The organism is Streptomyces sp. NPDC093094 (assembly GCF_044754345.1).
Lineage (GTDB): Bacteria > Actinomycetota > Actinomycetes > Streptomycetales > Streptomycetaceae > Streptomyces.
The window spans coordinates 21,298-38,161 of the sequence record NZ_JBIVOX010000007.1; the positions used below are offsets into that span (position 1 = coordinate 21,298).

The 16,864-nt window shown below is 70.5% G+C and carries 16 protein-coding genes and 1 pseudogene; 8 read left to right on the top strand and 9 right to left on the bottom strand.

Features of this window, described 5'->3' with window-relative positions:
* Positions 1 to 215 precede the first annotated feature (215 nt).
* The 3 genes from pta to pyk all read left to right on the top strand — a co-directional run bounded on the left by pta (position 216) and on the right by pyk (position 5,046).
* On the top strand, positions 216 to 2,306 hold the full coding sequence (pta, locus tag ACIQGV_RS16155; protein WP_402495048.1) for a phosphate acetyltransferase: 2,091 nt from the start codon (positions 216 to 218) through the stop codon (positions 2,304 to 2,306).
* Positions 2,303 to 3,502 carry an acetate kinase gene (locus ACIQGV_RS16160; protein ID WP_402495051.1) on the top strand — a complete coding sequence of 400 codons (1,200 nt, stop codon included), beginning with the start codon at positions 2,303 to 2,305 and terminating at the stop codon, positions 3,500 to 3,502. The genes pta and ACIQGV_RS16160 overlap by 4 nt, the downstream gene beginning before the upstream one ends.
* 113 nt (positions 3,503 to 3,615) lie before the next feature.
* Positions 3,616 to 5,046 (top strand): pyruvate kinase, encoded by a 1,431-nt coding sequence (pyk, locus tag ACIQGV_RS16165; RefSeq protein WP_402495053.1) that lies wholly within the window; start codon positions 3,616 to 3,618, stop codon positions 5,044 to 5,046.
* A gap of 103 nt (positions 5,047 to 5,149) precedes the next feature.
* Here the strand turns inward: pyk and ACIQGV_RS16170 are convergent, their stop codons facing one another.
* The 4 genes from ACIQGV_RS16170 to ACIQGV_RS16185 form a co-directional block, all read right to left on the bottom strand.
* Positions 5,150 to 6,496 carry a hypothetical protein gene (locus ACIQGV_RS16170; protein ID WP_402495055.1) on the bottom strand — a complete coding sequence of 449 codons (1,347 nt, stop codon included), beginning with the start codon at positions 6,494 to 6,496 and terminating at the stop codon, positions 5,150 to 5,152.
* Positions 6,486 to 7,070 (bottom strand): DUF6114 domain-containing protein, encoded by a 585-nt coding sequence (locus tag ACIQGV_RS16175; protein ID WP_402495058.1) that lies wholly within the window; start codon positions 7,068 to 7,070, stop codon positions 6,486 to 6,488. The genes ACIQGV_RS16170 and ACIQGV_RS16175 overlap by 11 nt, the downstream gene beginning before the upstream one ends.
* A 197-nt stretch (positions 7,071 to 7,267) precedes the next feature.
* A complete protein-coding gene (locus ACIQGV_RS16180) occupies positions 7,268 to 7,900 on the bottom strand; it encodes a DUF6230 family protein (protein ID WP_402495060.1) in 633 nt (210 codons plus the stop codon).
* A 645-nt stretch (positions 7,901 to 8,545) separates the two neighbouring features.
* Positions 8,546 to 9,517, bottom strand: a complete 972-nt coding sequence (locus ACIQGV_RS16185; RefSeq protein ID WP_402495063.1) for a tetratricopeptide repeat protein — start codon at positions 9,515 to 9,517, stop codon at positions 8,546 to 8,548.
* 261 nt (positions 9,518 to 9,778) lie between these two features.
* Here ACIQGV_RS16185 and ACIQGV_RS16190 point away from each other — a divergent pair, with 261 nt between their 5' ends.
* The gene (locus tag ACIQGV_RS16190; protein ID WP_402495065.1) at positions 9,779 to 10,408 is read left to right on the top strand and encodes a TetR/AcrR family transcriptional regulator; all 630 of its coding nucleotides are present in this window, start codon (positions 9,779 to 9,781) and stop codon (positions 10,406 to 10,408) included.
* Between the two features lie 209 nt (positions 10,409 to 10,617).
* Here ACIQGV_RS16190 and ACIQGV_RS16195 read toward each other — a convergent pair whose 3' ends face one another.
* The 3 genes from ACIQGV_RS16195 to ACIQGV_RS16205 form a co-directional block, all read right to left on the bottom strand.
* On the bottom strand, positions 10,618 to 12,318 hold the full coding sequence (locus ACIQGV_RS16195; protein WP_402495067.1) for a methylmalonyl-CoA mutase: 1,701 nt from the start codon (positions 12,316 to 12,318) through the stop codon (positions 10,618 to 10,620).
* 71 nt (positions 12,319 to 12,389) lie between these two features.
* Positions 12,390 to 12,722, bottom strand: a complete 333-nt coding sequence (locus ACIQGV_RS16200) for a DUF3817 domain-containing protein (RefSeq protein ID WP_402495069.1) — start codon at positions 12,720 to 12,722, stop codon at positions 12,390 to 12,392.
* Between the two features lie 64 nt (positions 12,723 to 12,786).
* Entirely contained in the window at positions 12,787 to 13,296 is a 510-nt protein-coding gene (locus ACIQGV_RS16205) for a MarR family winged helix-turn-helix transcriptional regulator (RefSeq protein WP_402495072.1), read from the bottom strand.
* A 158-nt stretch (positions 13,297 to 13,454) separates the two neighbouring features.
* Between ACIQGV_RS16205 and ACIQGV_RS16210 the strand changes: the two are divergent.
* Positions 13,455 to 13,891, top strand: a pseudogene (locus ACIQGV_RS16210) (transcriptional regulator); the annotation flags it as partial.
* Positions 13,892 to 13,906: 15 nt separating this feature from the next.
* Here ACIQGV_RS16210 and ACIQGV_RS16215 read toward each other — a convergent pair.
* Together ACIQGV_RS16215 and ACIQGV_RS16220 are read right to left on the bottom strand one after the other, a co-directional pair.
* Complete coding sequence (locus tag ACIQGV_RS16215; protein WP_402495075.1) at positions 13,907 to 14,197, bottom strand: MTH1187 family thiamine-binding protein; 291 nt, start codon at positions 14,195 to 14,197, stop codon at positions 13,907 to 13,909.
* On the bottom strand, positions 14,194 to 14,538 hold the full coding sequence (locus ACIQGV_RS16220) for a DUF3817 domain-containing protein (protein WP_402495077.1): 345 nt from the start codon (positions 14,536 to 14,538) through the stop codon (positions 14,194 to 14,196). Before ACIQGV_RS16220 ends, ACIQGV_RS16215 begins: the two co-directional genes overlap by 4 nt.
* 178 nt (positions 14,539 to 14,716) lie before the next feature.
* Here ACIQGV_RS16220 and ACIQGV_RS16225 point away from each other — a divergent pair, with 178 nt between their 5' ends.
* Genes ACIQGV_RS16225 through ACIQGV_RS16235 form a run of 3 tightly spaced genes read left to right on the top strand, consistent with a single transcriptional unit; the run spans position 14,717 to position 16,778 of the window.
* Entirely contained in the window at positions 14,717 to 15,349 is a 633-nt protein-coding gene (locus ACIQGV_RS16225) for an AIM24 family protein (protein WP_402495851.1), read from the top strand.
* Positions 15,349 to 15,999 (top strand): AIM24 family protein, encoded by a 651-nt coding sequence (locus tag ACIQGV_RS16230; protein ID WP_402495079.1) that lies wholly within the window; start codon positions 15,349 to 15,351, stop codon positions 15,997 to 15,999. Before ACIQGV_RS16225 ends, ACIQGV_RS16230 begins: the two co-directional genes overlap by 1 nt.
* On the top strand, positions 15,996 to 16,778 hold the full coding sequence (locus tag ACIQGV_RS16235) for an AIM24 family protein (RefSeq protein WP_402495082.1): 783 nt from the start codon (positions 15,996 to 15,998) through the stop codon (positions 16,776 to 16,778). Before ACIQGV_RS16230 ends, ACIQGV_RS16235 begins: the two co-directional genes overlap by 4 nt.
* The last annotated feature ends 86 nt before the right edge of the window (positions 16,779 to 16,864 follow it).

Consider the following 16,864-nt stretch of genomic DNA (forward strand, 5'->3'; position numbering starts at 1 on the left):
CGTGCTGTGTCTCCTGCTCGCTGTGGTTCCGGTGAGCCGGTTCCGATTCTTTCACGTCCCTCAGTGCACTGCCGCCCCCGCCTCTTGACGGGCGCCTTAACTATCGAGGGAGGTACTGTCAAGAGGGTTCTGCTCACCTCGGTGGGCGATTTTTGTGACAGCCCGCGGGGCAGGCCCAGGGCGACGGCACATCACCCACGAAACGGAGTGCAGGCGTGACGCGCAGCGTGTACGTGACCGGTATCGACCGCGGCGACGGCCGGCAGGTCGTCGAGCTGGGGGTCATGGAGCTGCTGACCCGGCAGGTCGACCGGGTCGGGGTGTTCCGCCCTCTCGTCCACGAAGGTCCGGACCGGCTGTTCGAGCTGCTGCGCGCCCGCTACCGCCTTTCGCAGGACCCGGCGTCCGTCTACGGCATGGACTACCACGAGGCGTCCGCGCTCCAGGCCGAACAGGGCACGGACGAGCTGGTGTCGGTCCTGGTCGACCGGTTCCACGCGGTGGCCCGCGACTACGACGTCGTCCTCGTCCTCGGCACCGACTTCGCCGCCACCCAGCTGCCGGACGAGCTGGCGCTGAACGCGCGCCTCGCCAACGAGTTCGGCGCCTCCGTCCTGCCGGTGGTGGGCGGCCGCGGCCAGACCGCGGAGTCGGTGCGCGCCGAGACCCGCAACGCCTACCGCGCGTACGACACGCTGGGCTGCGACGTGCTGGCGATGGTCACCAACCGGGTGGCCCGCGAGGACCGTGACCTCATAGCCGACAAGCTCGCCTCCCGGCTGCCCGTCCCCTGCTACGTGGTGCCCGACGAGCCCGCGCTGTCCGCGCCGACGGTCTCCCAGATCGCCCAGGCGCTCGGCGCGAAGGTGCTGCTCGGCGACGACTCGGGGCTCGCCCGGGACGCGCTCGGGTTCGTCTTCGGCGGCGCCATGCTGCCGAACTTCCTCGGCGCCCTGACCCCCGGCTGCATGGTCGTCACCCCCGGGGACCGCGCCGACCTGGTCATCGGCACGCTCGCCGCGCACAGCGCCGGCACCCCGCCGATCGCCGGCATGCTGCTCACCCTGGACGAGGTGCCCAGCGACGAGGTCCTCACCCTGGCCGCCCGGCTGGCCCCCGGCACACCCGTGCTGTCGGTGTCCGGGAACAGTTTCCCCACCGCGGAGCAGCTGTTCTCCCTGGAGGGCAAGCTCAACGCGGCCACCCCGCGCAAGGCGGAGACCGCGCTCGGCCTGTTCGAGCGCCACGTCGACACCGGCGATCTCCTCGGCCGGGTCTCGGCGCCGAGCACCGACCGGGTCACCCCGATGATGTTCGAGCACAAGCTGCTGGAGCAGGCCCGCTCCGACCTGCGCCGGGTCGTGCTGCCGGAGGGCACCGAGGAGCGCGTGCTGCACGCCGCCGAGGTGCTGCTGCGCCGCGGAGTGTGCGAGCTGACCCTGCTGGGCCCGGCCGACCTGATCCGCAAGAAGGCCGCCGACCTCGGCATCGACCTGGGCGGCTCCCAGCTGATCGACCCGGCCACCAGCGAGCTGCGCGACTCCTTCGCCGAGAAGTACGCCGCGTTCCGGGCACACAAGGGCGTCACGGTCGAGCTGGCCTACGACGTGGTCTCGGACGTGAACTACTTCGGCACGCTGATGGTCCAGGAGGGCCTGGCCGACGGCATGGTGTCGGGCTCGGTGCACTCCACGGCCGCGACCATCCGGCCCGCCTTCGAGATCATCAAGACCAAGCCGGACGCCTCGATCGTGTCGTCGGTCTTCTTCATGTGCCTGGCCGACAAGGTCCTCGTCTACGGCGACTGCGCGGTCAACCCGGACCCGGACGCCGAGCAGCTCGCGGACATCGCCGTCCAGGCGGCCGCGACCGCCGCCCAGTTCGGTGTGGAGCCGCGGATCGCGATGCTGTCGTACTCGACCGGAACCTCCGGCTCGGGCGCCGACGTGGACAAGGTGCGCGCGGCGACCGAGCTGGTGCGCTCGCGCCGGCCGGACCTGAAGATCGAGGGTCCGATCCAGTACGACGCGGCCGTGGAGCCGACCGTCGCCGCGACCAAGCTGCCCGGTTCCGAGGTGGCGGGGCAGGCGACGGTGCTGATCTTCCCCGACCTCAACACCGGGAACAACACCTACAAGGCCGTGCAGCGCTCGGCCGGCGCGATCGCGGTCGGGCCGGTGCTCCAGGGTCTGCGCAAGCCGGTCAACGACCTCTCCCGGGGCGCGCTCGTCCAGGACATCGTCAACACCGTCGCCATCACGGCGATCCAGGCCCAGTCCCCCACCGAGAAGGCGCCCCAGCTGTGAGTCCGACCCGTGTCCTCGTCCTCAACTCCGGCTCCTCGTCGGTGAAGTACCAGCTGCTCGACATGCGCGACAGCAGCCGGCTGGCGACCGGCCTCGTGGAGCGCATCGGTGAGCAGACGTCACGGCTGAAGCACACGCCCGCGGGCTCGGACCCCCGCGAGCGGACCGGCCCGATCGCCGACCACGACGCGGCGCTGAAGGCGGTGGCCGCCGAACTCGCCCAGGACGGCCTGGGACTGGACTCCCCCGAGCTGGCCGCGATCGGCCACCGGGTCGTGCACGGCGGCAGGCGGTTCACCCGGCCGACCGTCGTCGACGAGGCCGTCCTCGCCGAGATCGAACGGCTGATCCCGGTGGCCCCGCTGCACAACCCGGCCAACCTCACCGGTATCCGCACGGCCCGGCATCTGCGCCCCGACCTGCCGCAGGTGGCGGTGTTCGACACCGCGTTCCACACGACGATGCCGGAGTCGGCGGCGCGCTACGCCATCGACGTGGAGACCGCCGACGCGCACCGCATCCGCCGCTACGGCTTCCACGGCACCTCGCACGCCTATGTCGCGCGGGCGACCGCGCGACTGCTGGGCCGGGCGCCGGAGGAGGTCAACGTGATCGTGCTGCACCTCGGCAACGGCGCCTCCGCCTCCGCCGTGCGCGGCGGCGTGTGTGTGGACACCTCCATGGGGCTGACGCCTCTGGAGGGACTCGTGATGGGAACGCGTTCGGGAGATCTCGACCCGGCGGTCATCTTCCATTTGATGCGTGTAGGCGGAATGTCCGCCGACGAGATCGACACTCTTCTGAACAAGAAGAGCGGACTGATCGGACTGTGCGGCGACAACGACATGCGGGAGATCCGCCGGCGCGTCGACGAGGGCGACGAACAGGCGCAACTCGCCTTCGACATCTACATTCACCGTCTGAAGAAGTACATCGGCGCCTATTACGCCGTACTCGGCACGGTGGACGCGGTCGCGTTCACCGCCGGTGTCGGGGAGAACGCGGCCGAGGTGCGCGCGGCGGCGGTCGCGGGCCTGGAGACACTGGGCCTGTCGGTCGACGGCGGGCTCAACGCCGTACGCGGTGACGAGCCGCGTCTGATTTCGCCCGGGCACGCTCGCGTCGCCGTCGCCGTGGTGCCGACGGACGAAGAACTGGAGATCGCGACGCAGACCTACGCACTGGTCGAGCGGTAACGAATTGCGGCTCCGCCGCGCGGCAACTGAGCCCACCTGAGCAAAAGGCCACTCATTTGTATCTTCCGCCAGACGGAATATTCCGGAGCGAAACAAACGGATAGGATCGCCTCATGCGCCGTTCGAAAATCGTCTGTACTCTCGGCCCCGCGGTCGACTCCCACGAACAGCTCGTGTCGCTGATCGAGGCCGGCATGAACGTGGCCCGCTTCAACTTCAGCCACGGCTCCCACGCCGAGCACCAGGGCCGGTACGACCGTGTCCGGGCCGCCGCCACGGAGACCGGCCGGGCCATCGGTGTGCTCGCCGACCTCCAGGGCCCCAAGATCCGGCTGGAGACCTTCGCCGAGGGCCCCGTCGAGCTGGTCCGCGGTGACGAGTTCACCATCACCACCGAGGACGTCCCCGGTGACAAGTCGATCTGCGGCACGACCTACAAGGGTCTGCCCGGCGACGTGTCGCGCGGCGACCAGGTCCTGATCAACGACGGAAACGTCGAGCTGAAGGTCCTGGACGTCGAGGGCCCGCGGGTGCGGACGATCGTCATCGAGGGCGGTGTCATCTCCGACCACAAGGGCATCAACCTGCCCGGCGCGGCCGTCAACGTGCCCGCGCTGAGCGAGAAGGACATCGAGGACCTGCGCTTCGCGCTCCGCATGGGCTGCGACCTGGTCGCGCTGTCCTTCGTCCGGGACGCCAAGGACGTCGACGACGTCCACCGCGTGATGGACGAGGAGGGCCGCCGCGTCCCCGTCATCGCCAAGGTGGAGAAGCCGCAGGCGGTGGAGAACATGGAGGACGTCGTCATGGCGTTCGACGGTGTCATGGTCGCCCGTGGCGACCTCGCCGTCGAGTACCCGCTGGAGCGGGTCCCCATGGTGCAGAAGCGTCTCATCGAGCTGTGCCGCCGCAACGCCAAGCCGGTGATCGTGGCGACCCAGATGATGGAGTCGATGATCACCAACTCCCGGCCGACCCGCGCCGAGGCGTCCGACGTCGCCAACGCGATCCTGGACGGCGCCGACGCGGTCATGCTGTCCGCCGAGTCCAGCGTGGGCGCGTACCCGATCGAGACCGTCCGGACGATGTCGAAGATCGTCCAGGCGGCCGAGGAGGAGCTGCTCTCCAAGGGTCTTCAGCCGCTGGTACCGGGCAAGAAGCCCCGTACTCAGGGCGGTTCCGTGGCCCGCGCGGCCTGCGAGATCGCCGACTTCCTCGGCGGCAAGGGCCTGGTGGCCTTCACCAAGTCCGGTGACACCGCCCGCCGGCTCTCCCGCTACCGCGCGGCGCAGCAGATCATCGCCTTCACCACGGACGAGTCGACGCGCAACCAGCTGGCGCTCAGCTGGGGTGTCGAGCCGCACGTCGTGCCCTTCGTGAACAGCACCGACGAGATGGTCGAGCTGGTCGACGAGGAGGTCCTGAAGCTGAACCGCTTCAACGCGGGCGACACCCTGGTGATCACCGCCGGTTCGCCCCCCGGTGTCCCCGGCACCACCAACATGGTCCGGGTGCACCACCTGGGCGGCGGCGACCGCGACTGACGCGCCCGCAGGGCGTACGACACCGAGGGCGCCCCTTCTCGTCGAGAAGGGGCGCCCTCGGTGTTTTCCTGCGGCTCCCGGGGGGGTGCGGGGCGGGCGCGGCTCAGTCGCTGATGAACTGGTGCAGCCCGGGGACGTGCAGGTCGCCGCCGAACTGGCCGGCCTGGGTGACCTCGACGTCGGTGAAGTAGATCAGCGGGATGTTCAGCGGCGGCGGGTTCTCCGGGCTGAACGTGACGGGTATCAGGCCGAACAGCTTGCCCGAGATCTTCTCCGTGTACATGGTCGTCTTGCCGTTGGTGATGGTCGAGGTCGACCCCTTGGCGGCCTGGACGTGGTAGGTCTTGCCGCCGTCCTCGTCCTTGACCAGCTGGTGCAGGTCGCCGATGTCGGTGCCGTCGCTGATGACGTACTTCAGGACGGGCTTGACCGTGCCGTTGGAGGTGCGGACGTCGACGACGCCCTGGTAGTCGGCGCCCTTGAGGAGCAGGGAGCTGGCCTCCAGGCGCCAGGGCCGGTCCGGGAGCCGGGGCGCGTTCTCGTACTCACCCTCGGCGTCGGTGGCGACCGGGCAGTCCTCGGGGTCCGTGCTCTCGGTGGCGGAGGGGCTGGGCGTGGCGGTGGCGGTGGGCGCCTCGGTGGCGGCGTCCTCGGCCTCGTCGGCGGCCTCGTCGGCCGTCTCCCGCACGTCCTCGGCGGTGTCCTCGACGGTCCGGCCCGCGTCCTCGACCCTCGCCCCGGACGACCGGACCGGGTCCGGTGCCGCCTCGGTCGCGGTCGCGCTCGGGGTCGCCGAGGGCGTGGGCGTGGCGGACGGGGCGGGAGTCTCCTCCGCCTTGTCGTCACCGGTGATCAGGTCCTTGAGCGCGTCCCCGATGCCCAGCGGGTCCAGCGGATTGCCGGTCTCCGTCTCGGACGGGGTCGCGGCGGGCTCGGCCTGCTGCTGCGCGGCCTCGGTCGCGGTGGAGTCGGCCGGCTGCTCGGTCTCGGCGGCGGGCGCGGACGTCGACGGCGAGGGTTCCGGGGTGCCGGTGTCCGTGCCGGTGTCCGTGTCCGTGCCCGGGTCCGTGTCGCCGGTGGAGCCTCCGTCGCCGGAGCCCGTGTCGCCCGAGCCGCTGTCCGCGCTCTCGGAGGCGGTGGCGGTCGGCGTGGGGGTGGGCTCGGCGGACTTGTCGGCGCCGTCCTCGTCCTGGGTGACCTCCAGGGCCTCGACGCAGGCCTGGTACTCCTCGGCCGTGAGCCGCTTGGGGTCCTGGCCCTCGGCCTGGGCGAGGGGGCCCATGCCGACGCCCATGAGGACGGCGGTCGGCATCGCGGCCAGGGCGATGGCCCGGCCGGTGGGCATGTGCAGGCGGGTCAGGAGCGGCTTCTTGGGGGCCGCATGGCGCGGCCCGGTTCTGATACGCGGCTCGGCCGCGACGTCGTCCGGGCCCAGCGGCTCAGCCGGCACGGTGCCTCCCGTTGTCGTTGTCGGGCACGACGTCCTCGCTGTGCTCACGGGGGGCGGGCACGCCCGCGGGCTCCCCTGCGGTCTCCGGTGCGGCAGCGTCCTCGTCCCGGTCCGGCAGCGTCCCGGCGGGAGCGGCACCCGAGGGCGCCAGTTCCTTGCCGCCGGTCTCCGCGGACGCCTCACCGGGCGCCCAGGAGATGGCGAGCGCGCCGCCGACGAGGGCCAGCAGGAAGCCGATCACGAAGCCGCCGATGTTGGACACCACCAGCGACACCAGGGCCAGCACGATCGAGGCGACACCCGCGAAGATGCGCTGGGCCTGCTGGAACCACAGGGTCAGACCGAGGGTGACCAGCAGGACACCGATGATCAGGGAGCCCGCACCGGCCGTCGTCGCCATCGCGATGGAGACATGGCCGAGCTTGAGGGTGGCGTACGGGAAGTAGGCGATCGGCACACCGCCGAGCAGCGTGAACAGGCCCGCCCAGAAAGGCCGGTCGCCCCGCCAGGCGCGGAACCGCAGACGCGTCCGGGTGAAGGACCCGACGCTCTGGACCGGAGTCTCGGCACTCATGGAAAAACAGCTCCCTGGGATCCGGGGGAAGTACGTGCGGCGCTGCCGCGGTGGAGAGTTCGAGGCCGGCGCGCGAAGAGAGCGGTGCCCGGTGCGTGTGCACCGGACGGGGGTCCCGGTCCGGGCGGGGAGGCGGTGGCCCACCTCCCCGCCCGGCGGTCAGCTCAAGTACCCGGGGGTACTCGCGCGACGGAGGCTCAGAAGCACTCCATCTTGGAGTCGGTGCCCAGACGCAGGCTCAGACCGCTCAGCTTGAAGGTGCCGGCGGTGGTGGCCCACGCCGTCTGCTTGGCGTCGTCGAGGATCGCCTTGTCCGCCTGCTGGGCGAAGCCGCCCGGCAGCACACCCTTGTCGGTGACGGCCGGACCCTTGTTCTGGTCCTTGATGGCCACACCGATGTCGATGCCCTTGAACGTGGCGTCGGCGTCGAGCTGGGCGATGTCGAGGTACAGGTTGTCCGCGACGACCGGGTCCTTCTTGCCCGCTTCCAGGCGCATGTAGACCGTGCCCAGGAGCGGAATGTCCGTCCTCAGCGACTGGCACATGTTGTTGATCTCGGCGTGCTTGAACGTCGAGATGGCGACCGGGCGCTTGGTGGTCTTGGACCCGGAGACGTCGGTGTAACCCTCGTCTATACCGCCGTACTGGGCGAAGCCGTCACCCTCCAGGTGACCGGCGCGCACCTTGAACTGCTGGCCGGAGACGGCGAACGACGCGGCGAGCGCACCCTGCGCCAGACCCACACCGACCGCTGCGGCCGCGGCGACGCTGGGGACCATGACCACAGCGAAGCGCTTCCATCTGGTCCCGCCACGAGGCTTGGAACCCATGATTTTCCTCCTTCTCGGACGTACATCTCCGGCCCTGACTGCCCCTTTGACGGCGGCTCAGCCGGGCAGGGATGGGAGAAGTGCTACGTCCTCGGTAAGGAGAGCGCCTGCACTCGGCGGCGCGTACCGCGCCCGAATCACCGGCGATCACCCCCGAGCGACAACCACTGGTCGCGCCTGACACGCATCACGCACAACCTTCGCGGACAGGCTTCGCCGGACGGCGAAGACCCCCCTGTCCAAGAACCGGCTCCACTGCCGCCGGCTCTGCTCGGTGGGGACCCAGGATTCCCGTGACCCGACCGGGTGTCGGGGTGCGGGAAGGGACCGAGCGTGGCCGATCGTGGTGCATTCTGGCCGCCCGCACAAGGGGGTTCGTTACTCGCTAGTAACGGCCGGATAACCGAACAACGACCCGCCGATCTCGGTCGGCGACGCAGGGTGTCAGATGGGGGCGGGACAAAACTATTGATCGATGGACAGAGTCCGACAGATCAACGCCCGAGGCTTACTTGCAGTAACAGCGGCCGCGATTACCAAGTTTTGGTAAAGCGCGGCCGCTTTCCGGCTCCGCCGACGGTTCCCGTCACTCCGGCATCACGCCGTGAGCCGCGGGAACCGCCCGTTCCGACCCGGTATGGAACCTCAGAACAGGGCGCGCGCCAGCGCTCTGCGCGCCGCCGCCACCCGCGGGTCCTCCGCGCCGACGACCTCGAACAGCTCCAGCAGACGCAGGCGTACGGAGTCCCGGTCGTCACCCACCGTGCGCCGTACGGTGTCGATGAGCCGGCCGAAGGCGTCCTCCACGTGCCCGCCGACCAGATCGAGGTCGGCGGCGGCGATCTGCGCCGGCGCGTCGGCGGGCTTCTCGGCCGCCTCCTGCCGCACCTTCTGCGGATCCAGGTTCTGCACCCGCTGGAGCAGCTCGGCCTGCGCCAGACCCAGCTTGGCCTCCGGGTGGGCCGGATCGTCGGCGAGGACGTTCCTGTACGCCTGGACGGCGCCGCCCAGATCGCCCGCGTCCAGCGCCAGCGCGGCGGCGTTCAGCAGGGCGTCGTAGGGGCCGACCGGCGCCTCGGCGGGCTCCGTGCCGCCCGGCTCGGCGTCCGGGTCGACGGTGAGGCCGGTCAGCCCGAACCGCTGCTCGGCGACCTGCACCAACTGGTCGAGGGTCTGCCGGATCTGCGCCTCCGAGGCGGCCCCCTGGAAGAGCGGCAGCGCCTGCCCCGCGACGACCGCGAAGACGGCGGGGATCCCCTGGACCCCGAACTGCTGCATCAGCATCTGATTGGCGTCGACATCGATCTTGGCGAGCAGGAAGCGCCCGCCGTACTCGACGGCGAGCCGCTCCAGGACCGGGCTGAGCTGCTTGCAGGGCTCGCACCACTCGGCCCAGAAGTCGATGACGACCGGTACCTCGGCGGAGCGCTGCAGGACGTCCCGCTCGAAGCCCGCCTCATCGACGTCGATCACAAGGTCGGCCGGGGACACGGCCCCGCCCCCGCCCTGGCGGGCCGCTTCTGCGCGCGTCTGCTCGGCCTTGGCCTTGGCCTCCTGGGCCGCCTTGACCGCGGCGAGGTCGACGACGCCGCTCATGGACATGTTCCGTGGCTGCATGCGTCTATCCTCCCCCGTACTCGCGCGTGAATGAAAAAGCGTCGGGAAAGCGAGGACGACGGTCGGTCCGTCCGGCGGCGCCGGGTCCCCACCCCGCGCCGTGCGGCCCTCGCCCGTGTACGTCCGGCACGGGGCGCCGTCCTGCTTTCGCTACGAGTCGTAGCGTAATACCGGCGGGCCCTTCCGTGGTGCCGTACGCCGGTGATCTGCCTCACTGCCGCGTCCGGAGCCGTGTGCGGAACGCCGGTTTATGGTCATGGCATGCAGAGCCGCACCCCTGCCGTCCGAGGACGGCCGCGCAACGCCGCCGCCGACGCGGCGATCCTCGCCGCCACGCGTGCCGCCCTGGTGGAGCTGGGGTGGTCGAAGCTGACGCTGGGCGATGTGGCGACACGGGCGGGGGTCGCCAAGACGACGCTGTACCGCCGGTGGGCCGGCAAGAACGAGCTGGTCGTGGACGCGGTGGCCGAGCTGTTCGACGAGCTGCGGCTGCCGGACCGGGGGTCCCTGGCCGCGGACATCGAGGGTGTGGTGCTCCAGTTCGCCGCGATCCTCGCCCGGCCCGAGGCCAAGAGCGGGCTCATGGCGGTGGTGGCCGAGTCCACCCGCGACGACGCCCTGCGCGAGCGGATCCGGGCGTCGATCGTGGAGCGGCAGAAGTGCCTGGTGACCGAGGGGCGTGAACGGGCCCAGGCGCGGGGCGAGCTGCCGGCCGAGTCCGACGCGGCCGAGTCCGCACGCACGGCCGACCTCATCTTCGACATGGTCGCGGGGGCCGTGGTCCACCGGACGCTGGTGAGCGCGGAGCCGGCCGACGCGGAGTGGGTGCGCAGCCTCTCGCGCGTCCTGGTGGTGGGACTGGCGGGAGCGGGGCAGGAGAGGGCGGACTGAGGGCGTCCCTCGCGAAGGGCGTCTCCTCCTGAGGGTGCCTCCCTCCTGAGGGTGCCTCCCTCCTGAGGGTGCCTCCCTCCTGAGGGTGCCTCCCTCCTGAGGATGTTTCCCTCCTGAAGGTGTTTCCCTCCTGAAGGTGGCTCCCTCCGGGGGCGCCTCCCTCCGGGGCGTCTTCCTCAAGAGCGCCCTCCCGTCCCGTCCTTCGCCCGTCAGAAGCCGGGCGGCTCCGTGTACACGCCCCACTCGTCCCGCAGCACCCCGCAGATCTCGCCCAGGGTCGCCTCGGCGCGCACGGCGTCGAGCATGGGCCCGATCATGTTGGAGCCGTCCCGCGCGGAGGCGAGCATGGCCTCCAGGGACGTACGCACGGCCGTCTCGTCACGGCCGGACCTCCTGGCGGCGAGGATCCGGACCTGCTCGCGCTCGACCTCGTGACCGACGCGCAGGATCTCCAGGTCGCCGGTGACGGAACCCGTGTGGACGTTGACGCCCACGACCCTCTTCTCGCCCGTCTCCAGGGACTTCTGGTGGCGGAAGGCGGACTCGGCGATCTCGCCGGTGAACCAGCCGTCCTCGATGCCGCGCAGGATCCCGGAGGTGACGGGGCCGACGGGGTGCCGCCCGTCGGGGTGCGCCCGCAGGCCGCGCTCCTTGATCCGGTCGAAGATCTTCTCGGCGTCGGCCTCGATCCGGTCGGTCAGCTGCTCGACGTACCAGGAACCGCCCAGCGGGTCGGCGACGTTGGCGACGCCGGTCTCCTCCATCAGCACCTGCTGCGTGCGCAGGGCGATCTCGGCCGCCTGCTCGGAGGGCAGGGCGAGGGTCTCGTCCAGGGCGTTGGTGTGCAGCGAGTTGGTGCCGCCGAGCACCGCCGCGAGGGCCTCGACCGCCGTACGGACGACGTTGTTGTACGGCTGCTGGGCGGTGAGGGACACACCCGCGGTCTGGGTGTGGAAGCGCAGCCACTGGGACCTGGCGGACCGGGCTCCGTAGACGTCCCGCATCCAGCGCGCCCAGATGCGGCGCGCGGCACGGAACTTGGCGATCTCCTCGAAGAAGTCGACGTGCGCGTCGAAGAAGAAGGACAGGCCGGGCGCGAAGACGTCGACGTCGAGGCCGCGGCTCAGGCCCAGTTCGACGTAGCCGAATCCGTCGGCGAGGGTGTACGCCAGCTCCTGTGCGGCCGTGGCCCCGGCCTCGCGGATGTGGTAGCCGGAGACGGACAGCGGCTTGTAGGCGGGGATGTGCGCGGCGCAGTGCTCCATGAGGTCGCCGATGAGGCGGAGATGGGGCTCGGGCCGGAAGAGCCACTCCTTCTGCGCGATGTACTCCTTGAAGATGTCCGTCTGGAGCGTGCCGTCGAGGACGGACGGGTCGACGCCCTGGCGCTCGGCGGCGACGAGGTACATGCAGAAGACCGGCACGGCCGGCCCGCTGATCGTCATGGAGGTGGTGACGTCCCCGAGCGGGATGTCCTTGAACAGCACCTCCATGTCGGCGGCGGAGTCGACGGCGACACCGCAGTGCCCGACCTCGCCGAGCGAGCGCGGGTCGTCGGAGTCGCGGCCCATGAGCGTCGGCATGTCGAAGGCGACGGAGAGGCCGCCTCCGCCGTGGCCGAGGATCATCCTGTAGCGCTCGTTGGTCTGCTCGGCGTTGCCGAACCCGGCGAACTGCCGGATGGTCCAGGTGCGCCCCCGGTAGCCGGTCGGATACAGCCCGCGCGTGAAGGGATACTCCCCCGGCCACCCGATCCGCTCGAACCCCTCGTACCTGTCCCCGGCCCTGGGCCCGTACACCGGATCCACCGGATCCCCGGACAGCGTGGTGAAGTCGCCCTCGCGCGTACGCGCGGCGTCGTACCGGGCCTGCCACCGCCGGCGGCCCTCCTCGATCGCGTCAGCGTCCATACCGTCAAATTTACTAGGACGTCCAAGTAAACGTCGACGGCGAACCGCCGTGAGGGGTCACGGCGGAAGGATTACGCCTTGGCGGGAGCGACCTGCACGTCGCCGACCAGCGGAAGCGTCTCGCGGACGACCTTGCGCTCGACGAAGAAGGCGGCGAAGGGGATCGTCCCGGACAGCAGCACCCACAGCAGCTTGCCGAACGGCCACTTGGCCTTGGAGCCCAGGTCGAAGGCGAAGATCAGATAGATGATGTAGAGGATGCCGTGGGCCTGGGAGACCGCGAAGGTGACGTCCTCACCCATCTCGAACCCGTACTTGAAGACCATGCAGGTGCACAGCACGAGCAGCATGACGGCGGTCACGTACGCCATGACGCGGTAGCGGGTCAGCACGCTGGATTTCATGCTGACGAGCGTAACGGCAGGTTCCGGGCGATCTTCGCCCGGGTCGGGAGCCGTCCCCGCCCCCTCATTCGTCGTCGAAGTCGCCCGCCGCGAGGCGCAGGGGGCGGAGCATGGCGAAGATCTCCGCGCATTCCTCCGCGTCGTAGGTGCCGAGGCCGAAGTCCATGGCCATCAGGTCGCGGGTGGCGGCGTCGACGACCTCGCGGCCCTTGCCGGTGATGGAGGCGAGGGTGCCGCGGCCGTCGTTGGGGTTGGGGCGCTTGTCGACCAGGCCCGACCTCACCAGGCGGTCGACCGTGTTCGTCACCGAGGTCGGATGGACCATCAGCCGCTCACCGATCTTGGACATCGGCAGCTCGCCGGCCTTGGAGAAGGTGAGCAGGACCAGCGCCTCGTAGCGCGCGAACGTCAGCCCGTACGGCTTGACCACGGCGTCCACCTCGGCGAGCAGGATCTGGTGCGCCCGCATGATCGAGGTGATCGCGGCCATGGACGGCACACCGCCCCAGCGCTGCTTCCAGAGCTCGTCGGCGCGGGCGATGGGATCGAACGGGAGACTGAGCGGCTTCGGCACGGCACCAGACCTTACCGGCCGGTCACTATGCGGTCAGCTCCGTCTCGCGTTTCGGTCGGGTGCGGACGACCCTCCCGCGACGGCAGGGCGCGGCACACGGTGCCGGCGGCTCCGGCCCCGGCCGGCACGGCGGACGGCGGCCGTCGTTCGGCGGCCGGACCCCGACGGTGGAGCGGGGCGGCGAGCATGTGCGTGACCTGGGCGGTCAGGGGCTGGTGCCGATGCCGAGCGCGTTCTCCCGGCCCGACGTGGTCAGCGGCTTCGAGCCGCCCCGGCAGCCGACGGTGGTCTGTCCGGCCCGTGGCATCGGCGGTCTGCGGGCGGCTCCCGCGGACCGCGCCCCCGAGTCGCCGGTACGGCTGCCGGGGCGCGGGCGGGCCGCCGCGCTCACCGCGCCCGACGAGCCCGCCACCACCAGCACCCCCGCCCCGCGTCCGGGCCTCACCCCGCGTCCTCGGTGTCGGCCCGTCCGACGGTCCTGAGGCATGCGGGCCTGCCGGTGGCGCGGCGCTACGGCCACCAGGTCCTGCACGAGCGGACACCGCTGGGCACGGCCCCGGCGTCGGACAGCCGGTCCCCCGCGACGCCGACATGATCCGAACGACGGGCCCTAGGCCAGGTACCGCTCGACCGTCTCGACCTTGGAGGTCAGACCGTCCGTCACTCCGGGGCGGATGTCGGCCTTGAGGACGAGGGAGACCCTGGGAGCGCGCCGCTCGACGGCGGCCACGGCACGCCTGACGACGTCCATGACCTCGTCCCACTCGCCCTCGACCGAGGTGAACATCGCGTCGGTGCGATGGGGCAGCCCGGACTCCCGTACGACCCGTACGGCGTCGGCGACGTACTCCCCCACGTCCTCGCCGACACCGAGCGGCGTCACGGAGAAGGCGACGATCATGCGCCGACGACCCCTTCCTTGCCGGCACGCGCGGCGAGGACCGCGTCCTCGGCCTCACGGAGCAGCCTGCGGTCGGCGAAGAAGCCGCCGGTGGGCAGGACGGAGAGGACGAAGTAGAGGGCGGCGGTGCCGAAGGACCACTTGGTGCGGTTCCAGGCGTCGGCCCAGAAGAGCACGTAGAGGACGAAGAGCAGGCCGTGGACGGCACCCATGACGGGCACGGCGTTGAAGTCCGTGGTCCGCTTCAGCACCGAGCAGACGAGCAGCAGCAGGAAGGACACGGCCTCAGGGGTCGAGACCAGGCGGAGCCGGCGCAGGGCGGAGGCGGTCTTGATGTCCACGGGTCACCTTCGGTGGGGTCGGGGGGAGAGTCGTCCGGAGTTTGTGAACGGGTGCACAAACATCCTCGCCATTGTGACAAACGGCCCGGGGGTTCCCGCGGCCGGGCCCCTAGGGGCGGGGTCCGACCGTGGGCTCTGTCGGCGGACGCGGCCGCGGGCTACCTTTCCCGGCGTGGCGATGTTCCGACTTCAGGGAAGCAAGGTGCTCGCCGTCGACATGACCGGGGATGCCGTGAAGGCCAAGAACGGCTCGATGGTCGCGTACGACGGACAGATGACCTTCAAGAAGCTCAGTGGCGGCGGTGAGGGACTGCGGGGGATGGTGACCCGGCGGCTCACCGGCGAACAGATGACGGTGATGGAGGTGACAGGGCAGGGGATCTGCTGGTTCGCGGACCGCGCGTCCGAGATCAGCCTCGTCGGCCTCCAGGGCGACAAGCTGTACGTGGAGAGCAGCAACCTGCTCGCGACGGACGCGGGGCTGCGCACGGGGACCACCTTCACGGGGATGCGCGGGGCCTCGCAGGGCAACGGGCTGTTCACCACGACCGTGGAGGGGCACGGCCAGGCGGCCATCACCTCGGACGGACCGGCCGTGGTGCTGCGGGTGAGCCCTCAGTACCCGCTGACCGTGGACCCGGGGGCCTATGTCGCCCACCAGGGGAACCTCCGGCAGTCCTTCCAGTCCGGTGTGACCTTCCGCACGCTGCTCGGCGAGGGCGGCGGCGAGGCTTTCCAGATCAGGTTCGAGGGGGACGGCCTGGTGTACGTGCAGCCGAGCGAGCGCAACACGATCGCGGGGGACGTGTGATGGCCTTCCGTGAGATCAATCCCAAGATGATCGAGGCCACCGTCGCGCCGGGGCAGCGGCTGTTCAGCCAGCGGGGCGCGATGCTCGCCTACAAGGGCGACGTCAGCTTCACCCCGAACATGAGCGGCGGCCAGGGCGGCGTCATGTCGATGATCGGGCGCCGCGTGGCGAACGAGGACACCCCGCTGATGACCGTCGAGGGCAGCGGCACGGTGCTCTTCGGGCACGGCGGCCACCATGTGCAGGTCATCCGCCTGACCGGTGACACCTTGTACGTCGAGGCGGACCGGCTGCTCGCCTTCGAGGGCACGCTGGAGCAGCGGACCGTGTTCCTCGGCGCGCAGGGCGGGGTGATGGGCATGGTGCGCGGCCAGGTGAGCGGACAGGGGCTGTTCACCACGTCCCTCACGGGCCACGGGGCGGTCGCGGTGATGGCCCACGGCGGAGTGTTCGAGGTGCCGATCACCCCGCAGCGGCCCGTGCGCGTGGACCCGCAGGCGTACGTCGCCCACCACGGCGACGTCCGCAACAAGCTGTCGACCGCGCTGGGCTGGCGCGACATGGTCGGCCGCGGCTCCGGCGAGGCGTTCCAGCTGGAGCTGAGCGGCAACGGCTCGGTGTACGTCCAGGCATCGGAGGAGAAGCTGTGACCGCCCACCCCGGCGCGGGTCCCGTCGTGCACGACCCGGCGACCCTGCCCGTCGACGACAACGTCAACGCGTACACCTTCTGCGTGGAGCTCAAGGGGAGCCAGTGGTTCCTGCAGAAGGGGAAGATGATCGCCTACTACGGTTCGATCGAGTTCAACGGCATCGGGCACGGCCGATTGGACCGACTTGTCCGTACGTCTTTCCATTCGCCTCTGCACGCGTCCGACTGGGTCGTGGCGGAGGGCTCGGGCAAGATGCTGCTCGCCGACCGGGCCTTCGATGTGAATTCGTACGACCTGGAGGACGGCAACCTCACCATTCGCTCCGGCAACCTGCTCGCTTTTCAGCCAACTCTCGCGCTGAAGCAATCGATCGTGCCGGGTTTTCTGACGCTGATCGGAACCGGGAAGTTCGTGGCCGCATCTAACGGTCCGGTGGTGTTCATGGAACCCCCGATCCGGGTGGATCCGCAGGCGCTCGTCGGCTGGGCCGACTGCCCGTCGCCGTGCCATCACTACGACCATGGCTACATGACCGGCGTGATGGGCGGTCTACGTGCACTGACGGGCCTCGGCGGGGCCTCCGGGGAGGAGCATCAGTTCGAGTTCGCCGGGGCCGGGACCGTCCTGCTCCAGTCGACCGAGACGTTGATGGCGGAACAGGCGGCGGGGGTCGTTCCGCATCAGGCGGGGGTGCCCGGAGGCGGCGCGGCGGGCGCTTCGGGGGTACCGCGCCTTCCCGGACAGTTGGGGGACCTCCAGCGTCGCTTCGGACTGTGAGCGGTAGTCTGCGGAGTGTGACATCGAACGCCTTTGCGTAGTCACTGCCACCCCCCGTTAGTACGCCTTTCAACTTCTTAGGTAGA

What these genes read in the sequence shown, in the direction of transcription:
- ACIQGV_RS16180 (WP_402495060.1), bottom strand. Translation starts at nt 7,900, where the DNA reads ATGGGTTCCAAGCCTCGTGGCGGGACCAGATGGAAGCGCTTCGCTGTG.
- ACIQGV_RS16215 (WP_402495075.1), bottom strand. Translation starts at nt 14,197, where the DNA reads ATGATCGTCGCCTTCTCCGTGACGCCGCTCGGTGTCGGCGAGGACGTG.
- ACIQGV_RS16195 (WP_402495067.1), bottom strand. Translation starts at nt 12,318, where the DNA reads ATGGACGCTGACGCGATCGAGGAGGGCCGCCGGCGGTGGCAGGCCCGG.
- ACIQGV_RS16185 (WP_402495063.1), bottom strand. Translation starts at nt 9,517, where the DNA reads ATGCAGCCACGGAACATGTCCATGAGCGGCGTCGTCGACCTCGCCGCG.
- ACIQGV_RS16175 (WP_402495058.1), bottom strand. Translation starts at nt 7,070, where the DNA reads ATGAGTGCCGAGACTCCGGTCCAGAGCGTCGGGTCCTTCACCCGGACG.
- pyk (WP_402495053.1), top strand. Translation starts at nt 3,616, where the DNA reads ATGCGCCGTTCGAAAATCGTCTGTACTCTCGGCCCCGCGGTCGACTCC.
- ACIQGV_RS16200 (WP_402495069.1), bottom strand. Translation starts at nt 12,722, where the DNA reads ATGAAATCCAGCGTGCTGACCCGCTACCGCGTCATGGCGTACGTGACC.
- ACIQGV_RS16230 (WP_402495079.1), top strand. Translation starts at nt 15,349, where the DNA reads ATGGCCTTCCGTGAGATCAATCCCAAGATGATCGAGGCCACCGTCGCG.
- ACIQGV_RS16225 (WP_402495851.1), top strand. Translation starts at nt 14,717, where the DNA reads ATGTTCCGACTTCAGGGAAGCAAGGTGCTCGCCGTCGACATGACCGGG.
- ACIQGV_RS16190 (WP_402495065.1), top strand. Translation starts at nt 9,779, where the DNA reads ATGCAGAGCCGCACCCCTGCCGTCCGAGGACGGCCGCGCAACGCCGCC.